A 16,898-nucleotide genomic window follows, 5' to 3' on the forward strand; every position below is an offset into this window, starting at 1 on the left:
GCCGCCGGGTGCCACCATCAACCCCGGGTCCGCATTCACCCCGATTCCTTCCACCTCGGCCCCCGCGCGATAATCGAACGCGGAGCCGCGCCCTGAGGGAATGCTCGGACGTCCTAGGACAAGGGTGTGAGCGCGGCCCATCACTACAACCGGTGAAGGACACCTACTCATGACGACGCCCACGATCGAGCTCAAGCCGTCCGCGCACCCGCTGCCCGCCGCGGAGCGCGAGGCGATCCTGGCCAGCCCCGGATTCGGCCGCCACTTCACCGACCACATGGTGACGATCAAGTGGACCGAGGGCCGCGGCTGGCACGACGGCCAGCTCGTCCCGTACGCGCCGATCCCCCTCGACCCGGCCACCAACGTCCTGCACTACGCCCAGGAGATCTTCGAGGGCCTGAAGGCCTACCGCCGTCCCGACGGCTCGGTGGCCACCTTCCGCCCCGACCAGAACGCCAGGCGCTTCCAGCGTTCCGCCCGCCGGCTCGCCATGCCCGAGCTGCCGGTGGAGACCTTCATCGAGGCCTGTGACCTGCTCGTCCAGCAGGACAAGGCATGGGTCCCGGCGCACGGCGGCGAGGAATCCCTCTACCTGCGCCCCTTCATGATCGCCACCGAGGTCGGTCTGGGCGTCAAGCCGGCCAACGAGTACCTCTTCCTGGTCATCGCCTCCCCGGCGGGCGCCTACTTCCCCGGCGGCGTGAAGCCGGTCTCCATCTGGGCCTCCGAGGACCGCGTCCGCGCCGTCCCCGGCGGCATGGGCGACGCCAAGACCGGCGGCAACTACGCGGCCTCCCTGCTCGCCCAGGCCGAAGCCGCCGCCCAGGGCTGCGACCAGGTCTGCTACCTCGACGCGGTCGAGCACAAGTGGGTCGAGGAGCTCGGCGGCATGAACCTGTACTTCGTGTACGGCGACAAGATCGTCACCCCGACCCTGACCGGCTCCATCCTCGAAGGCGTCACCCGCGACTCCCTCCTCACCGTCGCCCGCGACCTCGGCTACGAGTCCGAGGAGGCCCGGGTCTCCATCGAGCAGTGGCAGCGCGACTCCGAGAACGGCACCCTCACCGAGGTCTTCGCCTGCGGCACCGCCGCCGTGATCACCCCCGTCGGCACGGTCAAGCGCGCGACCGCCGAGTGGCAGCAGTCGGGCGGCGAGCCCGGCGAGGTCACCCTCAGGCTCCGCGAGGCCCTCCTCGACATCCAGCGCGGCAAGGCCGAGGACAAGCACGGCTGGATGCACCAGCTCGGCTGATCGATCTTCGGTTGTCCGTTCGACGCGTATCGCCTCCCCCGTACGGGTATCTCCTGAGTCCACACGGGGGAGGGAGCACGCGTGAGCGGACGGTCGCCATTGCCACGGCTGCGCTGGCTGATGCGCACGTTACGCACCCCGCGCCGCCCGCAGAGCCTCACCGTGCTCGCCCTGCTCACCGCCGTCGCGGGCCTGCTGCTGTGGCGGGCCTCGACGATGGACAACTACGGGCAGAACCTCGCCCTCAACCTCGGCACCGACATCGTCGGCGTGGTCGTCACCGTGTTCGTCATCGGCCCGCTGATATCCCGGGCCCAGGAGGGCCGGGTCCGCGAGCACACCCGGCTGGACTACGAGTGGTTCGCCGCCCAGGTGCACGGCTCGACGTCCAACGTGAAGGTCCTCGACACCTTCTCCAACCTGTTCGGACCGCAGTTCTCCGAGCGCCTGTTCCGGGGCGTCAGATCGGCCACCGCGAACGGTGCCCGGGTGCAGATCCTGCTCCTGGACCCCGACTCCCTCGCCGTCATCCTGCGCGGCCGCGAACTGGGCGAGCAGAGCGCCGACATCCGCCGCGACATCATGCGCAACCTGCGCACCCTGGACGGGTTCGCCCGCCGCCTCGACACCGCCTCCCGGCAGCTCCTGGAGGTACGGCTGTGCTCCACCTCCCCGGGCGTCACCCTCTACCGCTGGGACGAGCGCTGCCTGGTCTCCTTCCTGACCGTCGGCCGGCTCTCCGGCGAGGGGGTCCAGCTGGAGGTCGCGGTCCGCTCCCCGCTGGGCACCTTCGTCGAACAGCGCTTCGACGAGCTGTGGCAGCAGGGCAAGCCGATGGAACGCTTCACCCGCCTGCCCGTCACCCTCGTCGACGCCACGGACGGGCGACGCGAGTTCGTCTGCCACTTCGTCTTCCTCGACGACCGCCTGTACGTCGCCGCCCCCGACCTCGTCACCTACCTGGCCCGCCGCCGCCTCGACCAACTCAGCGCCTACAGCGAGACGCTGACCGGGTCCGGCGCGCACGACGTCATCGTCGTGGACGACGAGAGCGAGCTGCACCGGCGGCTCATCCACCACTTCGGGGAGAAGTACGATGCGCAGGCGGCCGCCTTCGTGGAGTTGCGGCCGTCCACGGTCCTGGTCACGGAATAGAGGGCCCCCGCACCATGAGTTCAGCGCACCACCCCCGTTTCCGCGCCTTCACGCCCCGTGACCTGGAAGGTCTGCTCCGGCGGGTCTCCCTGACGGACGATCAGCGGCTGGCGCTGCGGGCGGTCTCCTCGGTCCTGCCGTTCCGTACGAACGCCTACGTCGTCGACGAGCTGATCGACTGGTCGGCCGTGCCCGAGGACCCGGTCTTCCGGCTGACCTTCCCGCAGTCCGGGATGCTGCCCGCGCCCGACGTCCGCCGGATGGCCGACCTGCTGACGGGGGACGCGCCGCGCGCCGAGATCCAGCGTGCCGCGCACGAGATCCGGATGCGGCTCAATCCGCACCCCTCCGGCCAGCTCGACGTCAACGTCCCCGTGCACGAGGGGCAGCGGCTGACCGGCCTCCAGCACAAGTACCCGGAGACGGTGCTGGTCTTCCCGCGCCAGGGCCAGACCTGCCACGCCTACTGCACCTACTGCTTCCGCTGGCCGCAGTTCGTCGGCGAGGCCGACCTGCGCATCGCGACCGACGACATCGCCGCGACCGATGCGTATCTGCGCGCCCACCCCGAGGTCGCCAGCGTCCTGGTCACCGGCGGCGACCCGCTGGTGATGAGCACGGCGGTACTGCGCCGCTACGTCGAGCCGCTCCTCGCGATCGACACGGTCCGCTCGATCCGCATCGGCACCAAGTCCCTCGCCTTCTGGCCGTACCGTTTCACCACCGACCGCGACGCCGACGACCTGCTGCGGCTCTTCGAGGAGGTGGTGGCGAGCGGCCGGCACCTGGCTCTGATGGCCCACTTCACGCATCCGCAGGAGCTGCGTCCACCCGTCGTCCGGGAGGCGATGCGGCGTGTCCGGGACACCGGGGCCGTGATCCGCTGCCAGGGTCCGCTGGTGGCCGGGATCAACGACAGCGCGGACGCCTGGGCCGAGCTGTGGGAGGAGACGACCACGCTGGGGGCGGTGCCGTACTACCAGTTCGTGGAGCGGGACACCGGCCCGCAGGGCTACTTCGGCGTCCCGCTGGCCCGCGGCCACGCCGTCTTCCGCGACGCCTACGCCCGCGTGTCGGGCCTCGCCCGTACGGTCCGCGGGCCGGTCATGTCGGCGATGCCGGGGAAGGTCTGCGTGGACGGCGTCGCCGAGGTGGCCGGTGAGCGGGTCTTCGTCCTGCACCTGATCCAGGCCCGTGATCCGGGCCTGGTCGACCGGCCGTTCTTCGCCGCGTACGACGAGGGGGCGACGTGGTGGACCGACCTGAAGCCGGCGTTCGGGGCAAGCCGGTTCCTGCCGGGGCTCGAGCCGGGGTGAGGGGCGGCGGACGTTGTCGGGTGCGGCGCCGTGGGGGTGGCGGTCCCTCTGGGGGCTGCGCCCCCAGACCCCCCTTCGGCCTGAACGGCCTCGTCCTCAAACGCCGGACGGGCTGAGGGGTGGTGCGGACCGGTCTTCGTCCTCAAACGCCGGACGGGCTGAGGGGTGGTGCGGACCGGTCTTCGTCCTCAGACTCCGGAGGGGCTGGGGGGTGGTGCGGACCGGTCTTGGTCCTCAGACTCCGGAGGGGCTGGGGGGTGGTGCGGGCCGGTCTTCGTCCTCAGAGGCCGGGCGGGCTGGGGGGTGGTGCGGGCCGGTCTTCGTCCTCAGAGGCCGGACGGGCTGGCAAGTGGTGCCGTCCGGCCTTCGTCTTCCGAGGCCGGACGAGAGGGGTCGGCCGGGCGGGAGGACAGCAGCAGGTAGACCAGTCCGCCCACGGTCCCCGACAGCAGGAAGCTGCAGTCCACCCCGCCCGTCAGGGACAGCAGGGGGCCCTCGTACGACGGCAGGGAGACCGCGAGCAGGCCGACGGCCGCTCCCAGCGCCCAGGACGCGGTCGCCCGGACGTTCCAGCCCGCCCGGTACCAGTAGACGCCGCCCCGCGAGCGGCGGTTGAAGACCTGGAGGGCGTCCGCGTCGTACACGCCCCGGCAGCGGGCGAAGCCGATGAGGGTGATGACCGCCCAGGGGGTGCCGATGGCGGTGAGCAGGAGGACGAAGGAGGTCATCGCGGACTGCGCGTTCCAGGCGTAGTGGCCGGCGAAGACGCAGGCCGTGGCGACGATGGCGACCGTGTAGGTGGCACGGGCGCGGGACGCGCGGGGGAGGATCGCGTCAAGGTCGAGGCCCATGGAGTAGAGCATGAGGCCCGCGTTGCCGACCGAGCCCGCGGAGGCGGAGAGCAGGAGCGGGACCAGGTACCAGGCGGGGGAGGCCGACACCAGCGGGCCCGCGTAGTCCGCGGCCGCCCGTGCCGCGTACGCGGTGAACGTGCCGAAGAGCTGCGGGACCAGCAGGCCCAGGATCAGGCCCAGCCAGGTCGCGTGCAGGACCCGGCGGGAGGTGTGGCGGGCCGGGGAGATGTAGCGGGTGTAGTCGCCGAGGAGGGTGATGAAGGCGACCGGTCCGGACAGGCCCGCGGCGACGGCCGCCAGGCACCACGTGGGCCAGAAGCCGCCCAGCAGGTAGCCGCCCGCCTCCGGCAGCGCGGAGGTCGTGAAGTGCGGGGCGTAGGCGAAGATCCCGAGGAGCAGCAGGGCCGTCATGCCGATGGCGAGGACCTTGGACATGGCGAGCAGCACCCGGTATCCGTAGACCGCGCCCGCCACCGTCGCCGCCGCGAGCACCGTGTAGACCACGGCGTATGCCATCCCGTCCGCCGGCAGCCCGAACAGCCGGTTCAGCACGCCCACCATCACGTCGCCGCCGATCCACACGGTCAGCGCGGTGTAGCCGAGGGCCAGCAGGAGGCCCACCACCGAGCCGACCAGCCGCCCGCGCACCCCGAACTGGGCGCCCGAGGAGGTGGAGAGGTTGGTGGCGGTGCGCAGCGAGACCAGCGCCAGCGGGGCAGTGAAGACCGTGCCGATCAGTGTGCCCGCCACGATCGCGCTCACCGACGCCCACCAGCCGAGTCCGAAGGACGGCGGCAGCCAGCCGAAGATGATCACGCCGAGGCAGAGGTTGGAGCCGAGCAGGATCGAGACCAGGTCCTTCGGGCCGCTGGTGCGTTCCCCGTCCGGGATCGTGTCGACTCCGCGCTGTTCTATCGGCATGGCTGGTCTCCTTCGACGGCCGCCCACAAGTTAGAGCGACGTTCAATGTGGGCGACCTGCCGTGCGATGTCAATGGTTCCCTTCTCGTAATCCGGCATTTAGAGTGTTGTTCTAAATGGAGCCAGGGATGAGGAAGCTAAGGAGGTGCCGGCCGTGCGACTGACCCCCACGGAACGGGACCGGCTGCTGCTCTTCGGAGCCGCCGAACTGGCCCGTGCCCGCCGCGCGCGGGGCCTCAGGCTCAACGTGCCGGAGGCCACCGCGCTGATCGCGGACACCGTCTGCGAGGCCGCCCGGGACGGCCGACGGCTCGCCGAGGCGATCGAGGCGGCCCGCTCCGTCCTCGGCCCGGCCGACGTACTGCCCGGCGTCGCCGACATCGTCACCGAGGTGCACGTCGAGGCCGTCTTCGACGACGGGTCCAGGCTGGCCGTGGTCACCGACCCGATCGGGGGCGGGGGACTGGGCGAGGACGCGCCCGGCGCGCTGCTGCCGGGGCCCGAGCACGCCGACCCCGAGGCGGTCGTACGGCTGACCGTCACCAACACCGCCGCCGTCCCCGTCTCCGTCACCTCGCACTTCCACTTCTTCGAGGCCAACCCGCGCCTCGACTTCGACCGCGCCGCCGCCTACGGCCTGCGGCTCGCCGTGCCCGCCGGGTCGTCCGTGCGGTTCGGGCCGGGGGACTCGCTGGAGGTCGGTCTGGTGCCGATCGGCGGCGACCGGGTCGCCATCGGCTTCGCCGGTCTCGTCGACGGGCCGCTGGACGCGCCCGGCGCCCGCGAGGAGGCGCTGCGCCGCGCCGCCGCCTGCGGATACCTGGGTGTACGAGAGACAGAGGAGGCCGGCCGATGAGCCGCCCCGGAGGCCACCCCGCCGAGGCCCGCCGCCTCACCCCGCACGAGTACGCGGCCACCCACGGCCCGCGCGCCGGCGACCGCGTCCGCCTCGGGGACTCGGGGCTCGTGATCCGCGTCGAGGACGACTCCCAGCGCTACGGCGACGAGTTCCTGGCCGGCTTCGGAAAGACGGCCCGGGACGGGCTGCACCTCAAGGCCGCCGCCGTCCGCGAGACCTGCGACGTCGTGATCAGCAACGTCGTCGTGATCGACGCCGTGCTCGGGATCCGGAAGGTCTCCATCGGTATCCGCGAGGGGCGGATCTGCTCGATCGGGCGGGCCGGGAACCCCGACACCCTCGACGGGGTGGACGTCGTGGTCGGCACCGGCACCTCGATCGTGTCCGGCGAGGGGCTCATCGCCACCGCCGGGGCCGTCGACACGCACGTCCACCTGCTGTCGCCGCGCATCATGGAGGCCTCGCTGGCCTCCGGTGTCACGACGATCATCGGGCAGGAGTTCGGTCCGGTGTGGGGCGTCGGCGTCAACTCGCCCTGGGCGCTGAAGCACGCCTTCAACGCCTTCGACGCCTGGCCGGTCAACATCGGCTTCCTCGGCCGGGGTTCGTCCTCGCACGCGGCCCCGCTGGTCGAGGCCCTGGCCGAGGGCGGCGCCTCCGGCTTCAAGGTGCACGAGGACATGGGCGCCCACACCCGGGCGCTGGACACGGCCCTGCGGGTCGCCGAGGAGCACGACGTCCAGGTCGCCCTGCACAGCGACGGGCTGAACGAGTGCCTGTCGGTCGAGGACACCCTCCGGGTCCTCGAGGGCCGCACCATCCACGCCTTCCACATCGAGGGCTGCGGCGGCGGGCACGTGCCCAACGTCCTGAAGATGGCCGGCGTCCCCAACGTCATCGGCTCCTCCACCAACCCCACCCTGCCCTTCGGCCGGGACGCGGTCGCCGAGCACTACGGGATGATCGTCTCCGTCCACGACCTCAAGACCGACCTGCCCGGCGACGCCGCCATGGCCCGCGACCGGATCCGCGCCGGCACCATGGGCGCCGAGGACGTGCTGCACGACCTGGGCGCGATCGGCATCACCTCGTCCGACGCACAGGGCATGGGCCGGGCCGGGGAGACCGTCCGCCGTACCTTCGCCATGGCCGGCAAGATGAAGGCCGAGCTCGGCGCCCCGGACGACGGCCACGACAACGAGCGCGTGCTCCGGTACATGGCCAAGCTGACCATCAACCCGGCCATCGCGCACGGGCTCTCGCACGAGGTCGGCTCCATCGAGGTCGGCAAGCTGGCGGACATCGTGCTGTGGTCGCCCGAGTACTTCGGGGCCAAGCCGCAGCTCGTCCTCAAGTCCGGCTTCCCGGCGTTCGGCGTCACCGGTGACCCGAACGCGGCCACCGACACCTGCGAACCCCTCGTCCTCGGCCCCCAGTTCGGGGCGCACGGCGCCACCCCGGCCGACATCTCCGTCGCGTTCGTGGCGCAGGCCGCCCTCGACCAGGGCCACGACACCATGCCCACCCGGCGCCGCCGGGTCGCCGTCCGCGGCACCCGCGGCATCGGCCCGGCCGACCTGCGGCGCAACTCCCGCACCGGAGCGGTCGACGTGGACCAGCGCACCGGCCTGGTCACCCTCGACGGCGAACCGCTCCGCTCGGAGCCCGCCGACTCCGTCTCCCTCAACCGCCTGTACTTCCTCTGAGGATCACCGATGACTGCTGCCTCCGACGGTTTCCGGATGCCCGCCGAGTGGACCCCGCACGAGCGCACCTGGATGGCGTGGCCGGGCCCCAACCCCACTTTCGACGACGCCGACGACCTCATCGCCGCCCGGACGGCCTGGGCGTCGGTGGCCCGTGCCGTCCTGCGCTTCGAACCGGTGACCGTCGTGTGCGGCCCCGGCCAGTCGACGGCGGCACAGGCGCTGCTCGGGCCCGGCATCGACACCGTCGAACGGGACCTCGACGACGCCTGGATGCGGGACATCGGCCCCACCTTCCTGACCAACGGGCGTGAACTGGCGGCCGTGGACTGGACGTTCAACGGCTGGGGCGCCCAGCACTGGGCGCGCTGGGGGCACGACGCGAAGATCGCCGCGCACGTCGCGGACCTCGCGGGCGCGCGGACGTACGCCTCGCGGCTGGTCAACGAGGGCGGTGCGATCCACGTCGACGGCGAGGGGACCGTCCTGCTCACCGAGACCGTGCAGCTGGGCCCCGAGCGCAACCCGGGCTGGACCAAGGCGGAGGTCGAGGCCGAGATCCACGGCATGCTCGGCACCCGCAAGGCGATATGGCTGCCCCGCGGCCTGACCGGCGACTACCCCCCGTACGGCTTCGGCACCCTCGGCCATGTCGACATCGTCGCCGCCTTCGCCCGCCCGGGAGTCGTCGTCGCGCACTCCCAGCCGGACCCCGCGCACCCCGACCACGAGGTGAGCAAGGAGGTCATCGGCCTGCTGCGGTCCCAGACCGACGCCCGCGGCCGCAGCCTGGAGGTCGTCGAGGTGCCCGCCCCGATCGTCCTGGAGGCCGACGGCCACTGGGCCGACTACTCCTACATCAACCACTACCTCTGCAACGGCGGGGTCGTCCTGTGCGGCTTCGACGACCCGCGCGACGAGATCGCCGCCGGGATCTTCCGCCGCCTGTTCCCCGAGCGGACCGTCACGCTGGTGGACGCCCGTACGATCTTTGCGGGTGGTGGAGGCATCCACTGCATCACCCAGCAGCAGCCGAAGATCTAGTTCCGGAAGATCCAGTTCCGGTCGCAGTTCGAGGAGCCGAAGATGGCCGGTGGGCGCAGACAGGCCCCGCCCCGCGAGGACGTGCTCGCCGCCGCCATGACGATGATCGCCGGGCGGGGCCTGGAGAAGCTCACCATGGCCGCGCTCGGCCGTGAGGTCGGAATGAGCAGCGGCCATCTCCTCTACTACTTCCACTCCAAGGACGAACTCCTGCTCCAGACCCTGGAGTGGAGCGAGGGCCGGCTGGGCGCCGAGCGCGGCCGGCTGCTCACCCGGCGCGGCACCGCCCGCGAGCGCCTCGACGCCTACGTCGACCTGTACGTCCCCGACGGGCACCGGGACCCGCACTGGACGCTCTGGCTGGAGGTCTGGAACCGCTCGCAGAACGCCGACGAGGCGGCCCGCGACCGGCAGGCCGCCATCGAGGGCGCCTGGCACCGCGACCTGGTCGCGCTGGTCGCCGAGGGCGTCTCGCGCGGCGAGTTCCGGCCCGTCGACCCCGACCGGTTCGCCGCCCGCCTGCGCGCCCTGCTCGACGGCTTCTCCATCCACGTGGCGATCGGCCTGCGCGGCACGGACCGGGCGCAGGTGCTCGGCCATGTGCGCGACTTCCTGGCGGCGGAGCTCCTCACGGACGCGTGACGCACTGCACACTGTTCGCATCATGAGACGGACGGTGAGCACAGGGGCGGTCTGTGCCAGACTTCCTCCGTGCTCTCGTTCGCCATGATTATTGGCAGCAGGCGCGCCGGTCCGCAGTGACCACCACGTACGACCAGGTACGGGTGGCCATCGTCGTCCTCGACCCGCGCGCAGACCTCTCGCACCCGCGAGGGGTTTTTTCGTTTTCCGGCCCACCTTCAGCCGGAGGACGGGCGCGAGGGACCATGGAGGGACGGTGGAGCCGGTCATTCCGGTACGACCGAGATTCGACATCAGGAGCCTTGAGACCATGACCGAGACGGAAACCAACGAGCTGGACGACTCGTTCCACGTCTTCGACACCACGCTGCGCGACGGCGCGCAGCGCGAGGGCATCAACCTCACCGTCGCGGACAAGCTGGCCATCGCCCGGCACCTGGACGACTTCGGCGTGGGCTTCATCGAGGGCGGCTGGCCGGGCGCCAACCCGCGGGACACCGAGTTCTTCGCCCGTGCCCAGCAGGAGATCGACTTCAGGAACGCCCAGCTGGTCGCCTTCGGCGCCACCCGCCGGGCGAACGCCAAGGCCGCGGACGACCCCCAGGTCAAGGCGCTGCTGGACTCCGGCGCCCCGGTGATCACCCTGGTCGCCAAGTCCCATGACCGGCACGTCGAACTGGCCCTGCGCACCACCCTCGACGAGAACCTGGAGATGGTCCGCGACACGGTGTCCTTCCTCAAGGGCCAGGGCCGCCGGGTCTTCGTCGACTGCGAGCACTTCTTCGACGGCTACCGCGCCAACCCCGAGTACGCGAAGGCGGTCGTACGGGCCGCGTCCGAGGCCGGCGCCGACGTGGTCGTGCTCTGCGACACCAACGGCGGCATGCTCCCCGCCCAGGTCAACGCCGTCGTCTCCACCGTCCTCGCGGACACCGGCGCCCGGCTCGGCATCCACGCCCAGGACGACACCGGCTGTGCGGTCGCCAACACCCTCGCCGCGGTCGACGCGGGTGCCACCCACGTCCAGTGCACGGCGAACGGCTACGGCGAGCGGGTCGGCAACGCCAACCTGTTCCCGGTGGTCGCCGCCCTGGAGCTGAAGTACGGCAAGCAGGTACTGCCCGAGGGCCGGCTCCGCGAGATGACCCGCATCTCCCACGCCATCGCCGAGGTCGTCAACCTCACCCCCTCCACCCACCAGCCCTACGTGGGTGTCTCGGCCTTCGCGCACAAGGCCGGGCTGCACGCCTCCGCGATCAAGGTCGACCCCGACCTCTACCAGCACACCGACCCGGCCCTGGTCGGCAACACCATGCGCATGCTGGTCTCCGACATGGCCGGCCGTGCCTCGGTGGAGCTCAAGGGCAAGGAACTCGGCGTCGACCTCGGCGGCGACCGCGAACTGGTCGGGCGGGTGGTGGAGCGCGTCAAGGAACGCGAGCTGAAGGGCTACACCTACGAAGCCGCCGACGCCTCCTTCGAACTGCTCCTGCGCGCCGAGGTCGAGGGCAAACCCCGCTCCTACTTCCGCGTCGAGTCCTGGCGGGCCATCGTCGAGGACCGCCCCGACGGCACCCACGCCAACGAGGCCACCGTCAAGCTCTGGGCCAAGAGCGAGCGCATCGTCGCCACCGCCGAGGGCAACGGCCCGGTCAACGCCCTCGACCGCGCCCTGCGCGTGGGCCTCGAGAAGATCTACCCGCAGCTCGCCAAGCTGGACCTCGTCGACTACAAGGTCCGCATCCTGGAGGGCAAGCACGGCACCGAGTCCACCACCCGCGTCCTGATCTCGACCTCCGACGGCAGCGCCGAGTGGTCCACGGTCGGCGTAGCCGAGAATGTCATCGCCGCCTCCTGGCAGGCCCTGGAGGACGCATACACGTACGGTCTGCTGCGCGCGGGCGTCGAGCCGGCGGAGTAGACGATAGCCGGAGGCCGGCCGCTCGCCCCCGCCGTGCCGGAGGCAGGGCGGCCTGCCCCGCCCCTGCCGTGCCGGGCGCCGGGCGGTCTGCCCGGCGCCGGTTCGGCCGACGCCGGGCGGGTCTCACCCCTCACCTCTCTCCCGACCGAGTCGGGTGGCGGGTGGGCGAAGGGCCGGGGGTCCAGGGGGCGGTGCCCCCTGGGTGGGTCGTCTACTGCAGGTGCCACTTCTGGTTGGCGGCGCCCGTGCAGGACCAGATCTGCGCCCGCGCCCCGTTCGCCGACGAGTTGTCCGTGACGTCCAGGCACTTGTTGGCCGCCGTGTTCACCACGTCACCGGTGGACGAGTTGTACGACCACTGCTGCGCCCCGGTTCCGTTGCAGTCGTACAGCTGCACCTTCGCCCCGTCCGCCGTCGACGCCGACGTCACGTCGAGGCACTTGCCGAGCGCCCGGATCGACCCGTCGGACTGCACGGTCCACTGCTGGGCGGTGGACCCGTTGCAGTCGTAGAGCTGGACCGCCGTGCCGTTCGCGGTCGCACCGCCCGCCACGTCCAGGCACTTGCTCGCGAGCCCCACGAACGCGCCGGTCTGGCTGCCGCCGCCCGACTGGGTGCCGGACCAGGTGAAGGTCGCCGAGGTCTTGCCGGGGAGCGAGTACGTGGCGTGCTGGGAGCCCCAGTTGATGGTCACCGTCTGCGCGCTGGACGAGTCGTTGTAGGCGATCAGCGCCTTCGAGCCGTCGGGGTTGCGCCAGGCCACGTTCGGCACGGTGGTGGACGCGGTGGAGGCGATCCGCTGCGCGCCGGGCCGGACGAACTTGGTCAGGTGGCCCATGTCGTAGTACTCGACGGTGTAGTCGACCGTGCCGCTCGCCCCGTCCCCGTTGTGCACGGTGACCAGGCCGGTGCAGGTGCCGCAGCCGCCGTTGTGCGGGCCCATGTTCTGGTCCACGGCCAGCGACCACTTGGTCACCGACTTCGCCCAGTTACGGGTGTAGTCGATGATGTTGGACATGTCCTCCTTCTGCTGGTTGGCGACCCAGGTGCCACCGGAGTGCTCGGTGCCGAAGGCGTCCAGCGTCGGGTACTGGTTGTGCACGGTGGTCTGCTCGGAGACGTCACCGCCGTAGCCGTGCCAGGCGATCCCGCCGAAGTTGGGGTGGTTGCGGATCGTGGAGTCGTTGACGAGCGCGGCCGCGTACGAGTCGTACACGTCCCAGTTCCAGTCGTGCGCGAGGACCTTGGTGGACAGGCCGGCCGACTGGAGCTGCGGCAGCAGGTCGTTCTTGAGGAAGTACTGCAGCCCGGAGGCGTTCCAGCTCATCGACGGGTAGCCGGAACAGCAGGTGGGCTCGTTCTGCGGGGTCACGTAGGAGACCTTGACGCCCTGCGCCTGGTACGCCTGGAGGTACTTCACGAAGTACGCGGCGTAGGCGGCGTAGTCCTCCGACTTGAGCCAGCCCCCGTTGAGCGAGCCACTGTCCTTCATCCAGGCCGGCGCCGTCCATGGCGAGGCCATGACAGTCAGAGAGGGGTTCAGCTGGAGCGCCTGCTTGGTGAGCGGTACGACGTCCGCGAGGTCGTGCGAGATGGAGAAGCTGTTGAGGTTCGGGTCGGTCTGCCCGGCGGGTACGTCGTCGTACGTGTACCCGTACCGTGCCAGGTCCGAGGCGCCCATCGGATTGCGCAGGAACGACAGTCCGATGCCGTCCGTGGGGGAGAACAGCTTCTTCATGGTGGCGTCCCGGGTGGCCTGGGACAGCGCCCCGCTGCTGTTCATCAGCCAGGCCGCGGTGTCCGTGAAGGACGCGCCGCCGCCGGTGAAGGTCTGGTAGCGGGTGTTCTCGTCGACGGTGATGTTCGTGCCGCCGCCCCCGGTACCGGAGGAGAAGGCGAACGGCGTCTGCGCCTGGAGCCCGCGGGTCACATGGCGCCCGGCGGAGTCGTCGGTGGTGGTGAGGTACGCGGTGACCTGCTCACCGGCCGCGTGCGCAGGCGGCACGACGGCGCTGAAGCCGGCCGCGGTGAGCAGCCCGGCCAGCAGCAGACGCAGTGTGTGGGGGGTTTTTCTCATGGGCACATCGCCCTTCCTGACGGGACGTCTTGACGGGTGTGCGAGCCGTTAGTTAACTCACGACGTGATCTAAGCCATGAGTGAACTGTGAGAGCCCCGAGTGAACCAGAGAGTCGAGGGAAGGTCCATGCCAAGAGCCGCCCTGCTCGTCTCCACCGCCCTACTCGCAGCCCTGATCCCCCTGTCCGCCGCCAGCGCCGCCGACGACCCCGTACCCACCCCCGTCGACCGTTTCGAGGGCGAGGTCCCCTTCGCCGCCCAGCCCGCCGAGGGCATCTTCACCTGGGGGAGCGACAGCGACGACCCGCCGGCCCTCCAGTTCGCCGACCGCGCCGACGCCCCCGAGGGTGCCAAGGTCCTCTCCGGCACCTACGACATCAGCGGCTACGGCGGCTTCACCCACGACTTCGCCGCGACCGAGCCCGCCCACGACTGGTCCGCCCACAAGGGCATCCGCTTCTGGTGGGACGGCCAGGACAACGGCAAGAAGATCGCCTTCGAGATCAAGGACGGCGGCACCAACGGCGAGGCCTCCGAGCTGTGGACGACGTCCTTCACCGACGACTTCACCGGCTGGAAGCAGATCGAGATCCCGTTCACCGACTTCGTCTACCGGACGGACTACCAGCCGGTCGGCGGTATCGACCACGTCCTGGGCCTGACCCAGATGTGGGGCTACGCGGTCACCCTCCCCGTCGGGGTCAAGGGCCGGTTCGCCATGGACGACGTGGAGTTGTACGGCAAGGCCGACCAGGCGCTGCGCGCGTCGGTCACCACGGACGCGGCCGTCTATCCGGTGAAGGAGGGCTCCACGGCGAGCGTGAAGGTCACCGTCGCCACCACCGGCTCGGCCCCGATCGACGACCCGGTCACCGTCGCGTACACGACGCAGGGCGGGACCGCCGAGGCCGGCAAGGACTACAAGGCGGTCTCCGGCACGGTCACCTTCCCGGCGGGCACGGCCTCCGGGACTACGCAGACCATCAAGGTGCCGACGCTGAAGGACCGGTCGGCCGAGTCGGCCGAGACCATCCCGCTGAAGCTCACGGTCACCGGCGCCAAGGCCCCCGCGGAGACCCCGCAGGTCGTCATCGACGCGCACGGACTGCCGTACCTCGACAGCAAGCTGCCCGTGAAGAAGCGGGTCGCCGATCTCCTCTCCCGGATGTCCCTGGAGGAGAAGGCCGGCCAGATGACCCAGGCCGAGCGCGGTGCCGTGGGCACCGGCGGTGACCTCACCACGTACGACCTGGGCTCGCTGCTCTCCGGCGGCGGCTCGACCCCGACGCCCAACACGGCCGCGGCCTGGGCGCAGATGATCGACGACTTCCAGCTCCGGGCGCAGGCCACCCGGTTCCAGATCCCGCTCATCTACGGCGCCGACGCCGTGCACGGCCACAACAACCTGGCCGGCGCCACGATCTTCCCGCACAACATCGGCATCGGCGCCACCCGCGACCCCGGGCTCGCCGAGCAGGCCGGTGCGGTCACCGCCTCCGAGGTCCGGGCCACCGGCGTCTCCTGGGACTTCGCCCCCTGCCTCTGCGTCAGCCGTGACGAACGCTGGGGCCGCTCCTACGAGTCCTTCGGCGAGGACCCGGCCCTCGTGAAGTCCATGGAGACCGTCATCCAGGGCCTCCAGGGGCGCGCGGACGGACGGGACCTGAAGGACGACGACAAGGTCCTGGCCACCGCCAAGCACTTCGTCGGCGACGGCGGCACCGCCTACGGCTCGTCCACGACCGGCACGTACACCATCGACCAGGGCGTCACCACGGTCACCCGGCAGCAGCTGGAGGCCATCCACCTGGCGCCGTTCCAGACGGCCGTGGACCGGGGCGTCGGCACGGTCATGCCGTCGTACTCCTCGCTGGAGATCGTCGGCGACGGCCAGGGTCCGGTGAAGATGCACGCCCGCGCCGACATGATCACCGGGGTGCTCAAGGGCCGGATGGGCTTCCAGGGCTTCGTGATCAGCGACTGGAACGCCATCGACCAGCTCCCGGGTGACTACGCCTCCCACGTCAGCACGGCCGTCAACGCGGGCGTCGACATGATGATGGTGCCGTACAGCTACAAGGACTTCACGTCGACCCTGATCGCCCAGGTGAAGGCCGGCACTGTCAGCGAGCGGCGCATCGACGACGCGGTCTCCCGCATCCTCACCCAGAAGTTCAAGCTGGGCCTCTTCGAGCACCCGTACGCCGACACGGCCAACGCCTCGAAGATCGGCTCCACCAAGCACCGGGCCGTCGCCCGCCAGGCGGCCGCCGAGTCGCAGGTGCTGCTGAAGAACTCCGACGGCGTCCTGCCCCTGAAGAAGTCGCAGAAGGTGTACGTCGCCGGGTCCAACGCCGACGACCTCGGCAACCAGACCGGCGGCTGGACGATCACCTGGCAGGGCCAGTCCGGCACCCACACCACCGGCACCACCATCCTCCAGGGCATGAAGAACGCCGGGGGAGACGTCACCTACTCCAAGGACGCCTCGGCGCCGACGAGCGGGTACGACGTGGGCGTGGTCGTGGTCGGCGAGACCCCGTACGCCGAGGGCGTCGGCGACGTCGGCAACGGCAACGACCTCGTGCTGTCGGCCGCCGACCAGGCCGCCGTGGACAAGGTGTGCGCGGCCATGAAGTGCGCGGTGCTGGTCGTCTCCGGGCGCCCGCAGCTCATCGGCGACCGGCTCGGCGAGATCGACGCCCTGGTGGCGTCCTGGCTGCCGGGCACGGAGGGCGACGGCGTGGCCGACGTGCTCTACGGCAAAAAGGCCTTCACGGGCCAGCTCCCGGTCACCTGGACGAAGTCCGAGGCGCAGCTGCCGATCAACGTGGGCGACGCGTCGTACGACCCGCAGTACCCCTACGGCTGGGGTCTGACCACGCTGACCAAGGCACCCAAGGGCGGCGAGGCCACCCTGAAGGCGCTCGGCGCGGCGGCGAGGGCGGCCGAACGGACGGGCTCCGACTCGGCCGGCCGGAAGCTCGTCGGCAAGGCCCGGCTGCTGGTCCAGGCGAAGATCGGGCAGTCGGTCACCGCGGCCGTCTCGAAGCCCTTCGCCGACGCGGACCACCTGCTCCTGACCGGCAAGTACGCGGCGGCGGTGGAGAAGCTGACGGAGGCCTACCGGGCAGCGTAGGAGGACA

At 71.0% G+C, this 16,898-nt stretch carries 11 protein-coding genes; 9 read left to right on the forward strand and 2 right to left on the reverse strand.

Annotated elements, in window-relative coordinates:
• The first annotated feature begins 169 nt into the window (after window positions 1–169).
• The 3 genes from ACFY0K_RS38420 (at window position 170) to ACFY0K_RS38430 (ending at window position 3,729) form a co-directional block, all read left to right on the forward strand.
• On the forward strand, window positions 170–1,258 hold the full coding sequence (locus tag ACFY0K_RS38420; RefSeq protein ID WP_390643765.1) for a branched-chain amino acid aminotransferase: 1,089 nt from the start codon (window positions 170–172) through the stop codon (window positions 1,256–1,258).
• An 81-nt stretch (window positions 1,259–1,339) separates the two neighbouring features.
• Window positions 1,340–2,413 carry a hypothetical protein gene (locus tag ACFY0K_RS38425; protein WP_351961294.1) on the forward strand — a complete coding sequence of 358 codons (1,074 nt, stop codon included), beginning with the start codon at window positions 1,340–1,342 and terminating at the stop codon, window positions 2,411–2,413.
• Between the two features lie 14 nt (window positions 2,414–2,427).
• Window positions 2,428–3,729: a KamA family radical SAM protein gene (locus ACFY0K_RS38430; RefSeq protein WP_390643766.1), complete on the forward strand. Its 1,302-nt coding sequence runs from the start codon at window positions 2,428–2,430 to the stop codon at window positions 3,727–3,729.
• A gap of 326 nt (window positions 3,730–4,055) precedes the next feature.
• Here ACFY0K_RS38430 and ACFY0K_RS38435 read toward each other — a convergent pair whose 3' ends face one another.
• Window positions 4,056–5,504: a cytosine permease gene (locus ACFY0K_RS38435; protein ID WP_390643767.1), complete on the reverse strand. Its 1,449-nt coding sequence runs from the start codon at window positions 5,502–5,504 to the stop codon at window positions 4,056–4,058.
• Between the two features lie 153 nt (window positions 5,505–5,657).
• Here ACFY0K_RS38435 and ureA point away from each other — a divergent pair, with 153 nt between their 5' ends.
• The 5 genes from ureA to cimA all read left to right on the forward strand — a co-directional run bounded on the left by ureA (window position 5,658) and on the right by cimA (window position 11,675).
• Window positions 5,658–6,359, forward strand: coding sequence for an urease subunit gamma (ureA, locus tag ACFY0K_RS38440; protein ID WP_351961291.1), 702 nt, complete (start codon window positions 5,658–5,660; stop codon window positions 6,357–6,359).
• Entirely contained in the window at window positions 6,356–8,068 is a 1,713-nt protein-coding gene (locus tag ACFY0K_RS38445; RefSeq protein WP_390643768.1) for an urease subunit alpha, read from the forward strand. Before ureA ends, ACFY0K_RS38445 begins: the two co-directional genes overlap by 4 nt.
• Window positions 8,069–8,077: 9 nt before the next feature.
• Window positions 8,078–9,112, forward strand: a complete 1,035-nt coding sequence (locus tag ACFY0K_RS38450) for an agmatine/peptidylarginine deiminase (protein WP_390643769.1) — start codon at window positions 8,078–8,080, stop codon at window positions 9,110–9,112.
• A 42-nt stretch (window positions 9,113–9,154) separates the two neighbouring features.
• Window positions 9,155–9,754, forward strand: a complete 600-nt coding sequence (locus ACFY0K_RS38455; RefSeq protein ID WP_390643770.1) for a TetR/AcrR family transcriptional regulator — start codon at window positions 9,155–9,157, stop codon at window positions 9,752–9,754.
• A 310-nt stretch (window positions 9,755–10,064) separates the two neighbouring features.
• Window positions 10,065–11,675, forward strand: coding sequence for a citramalate synthase (cimA, locus tag ACFY0K_RS38460; protein ID WP_390643771.1), 1,611 nt, complete (start codon window positions 10,065–10,067; stop codon window positions 11,673–11,675).
• 211 nt (window positions 11,676–11,886) lie between these two features.
• Here the strand turns inward: cimA and ACFY0K_RS38465 are convergent, their stop codons facing one another.
• A complete protein-coding gene (locus ACFY0K_RS38465; RefSeq protein WP_351959726.1) occupies window positions 11,887–13,752 on the reverse strand; it encodes a ricin-type beta-trefoil lectin domain protein in 1,866 nt (621 codons plus the stop codon).
• A gap of 127 nt (window positions 13,753–13,879) precedes the next feature.
• Here ACFY0K_RS38465 and ACFY0K_RS38470 point away from each other — a divergent pair, with 127 nt between their 5' ends.
• Window positions 13,880–16,891, forward strand: coding sequence for a glycoside hydrolase family 3 N-terminal domain-containing protein (locus ACFY0K_RS38470; protein ID WP_390643772.1), 3,012 nt, complete (start codon window positions 13,880–13,882; stop codon window positions 16,889–16,891).
• The last annotated feature ends 7 nt before the right edge of the window (window positions 16,892–16,898 follow it).

This window comes from Streptomyces sp. NPDC001507, assembly GCF_042894765.1.
Taxonomy (GTDB): Bacteria; Actinomycetota; Actinomycetes; order Streptomycetales; family Streptomycetaceae; genus Streptomyces.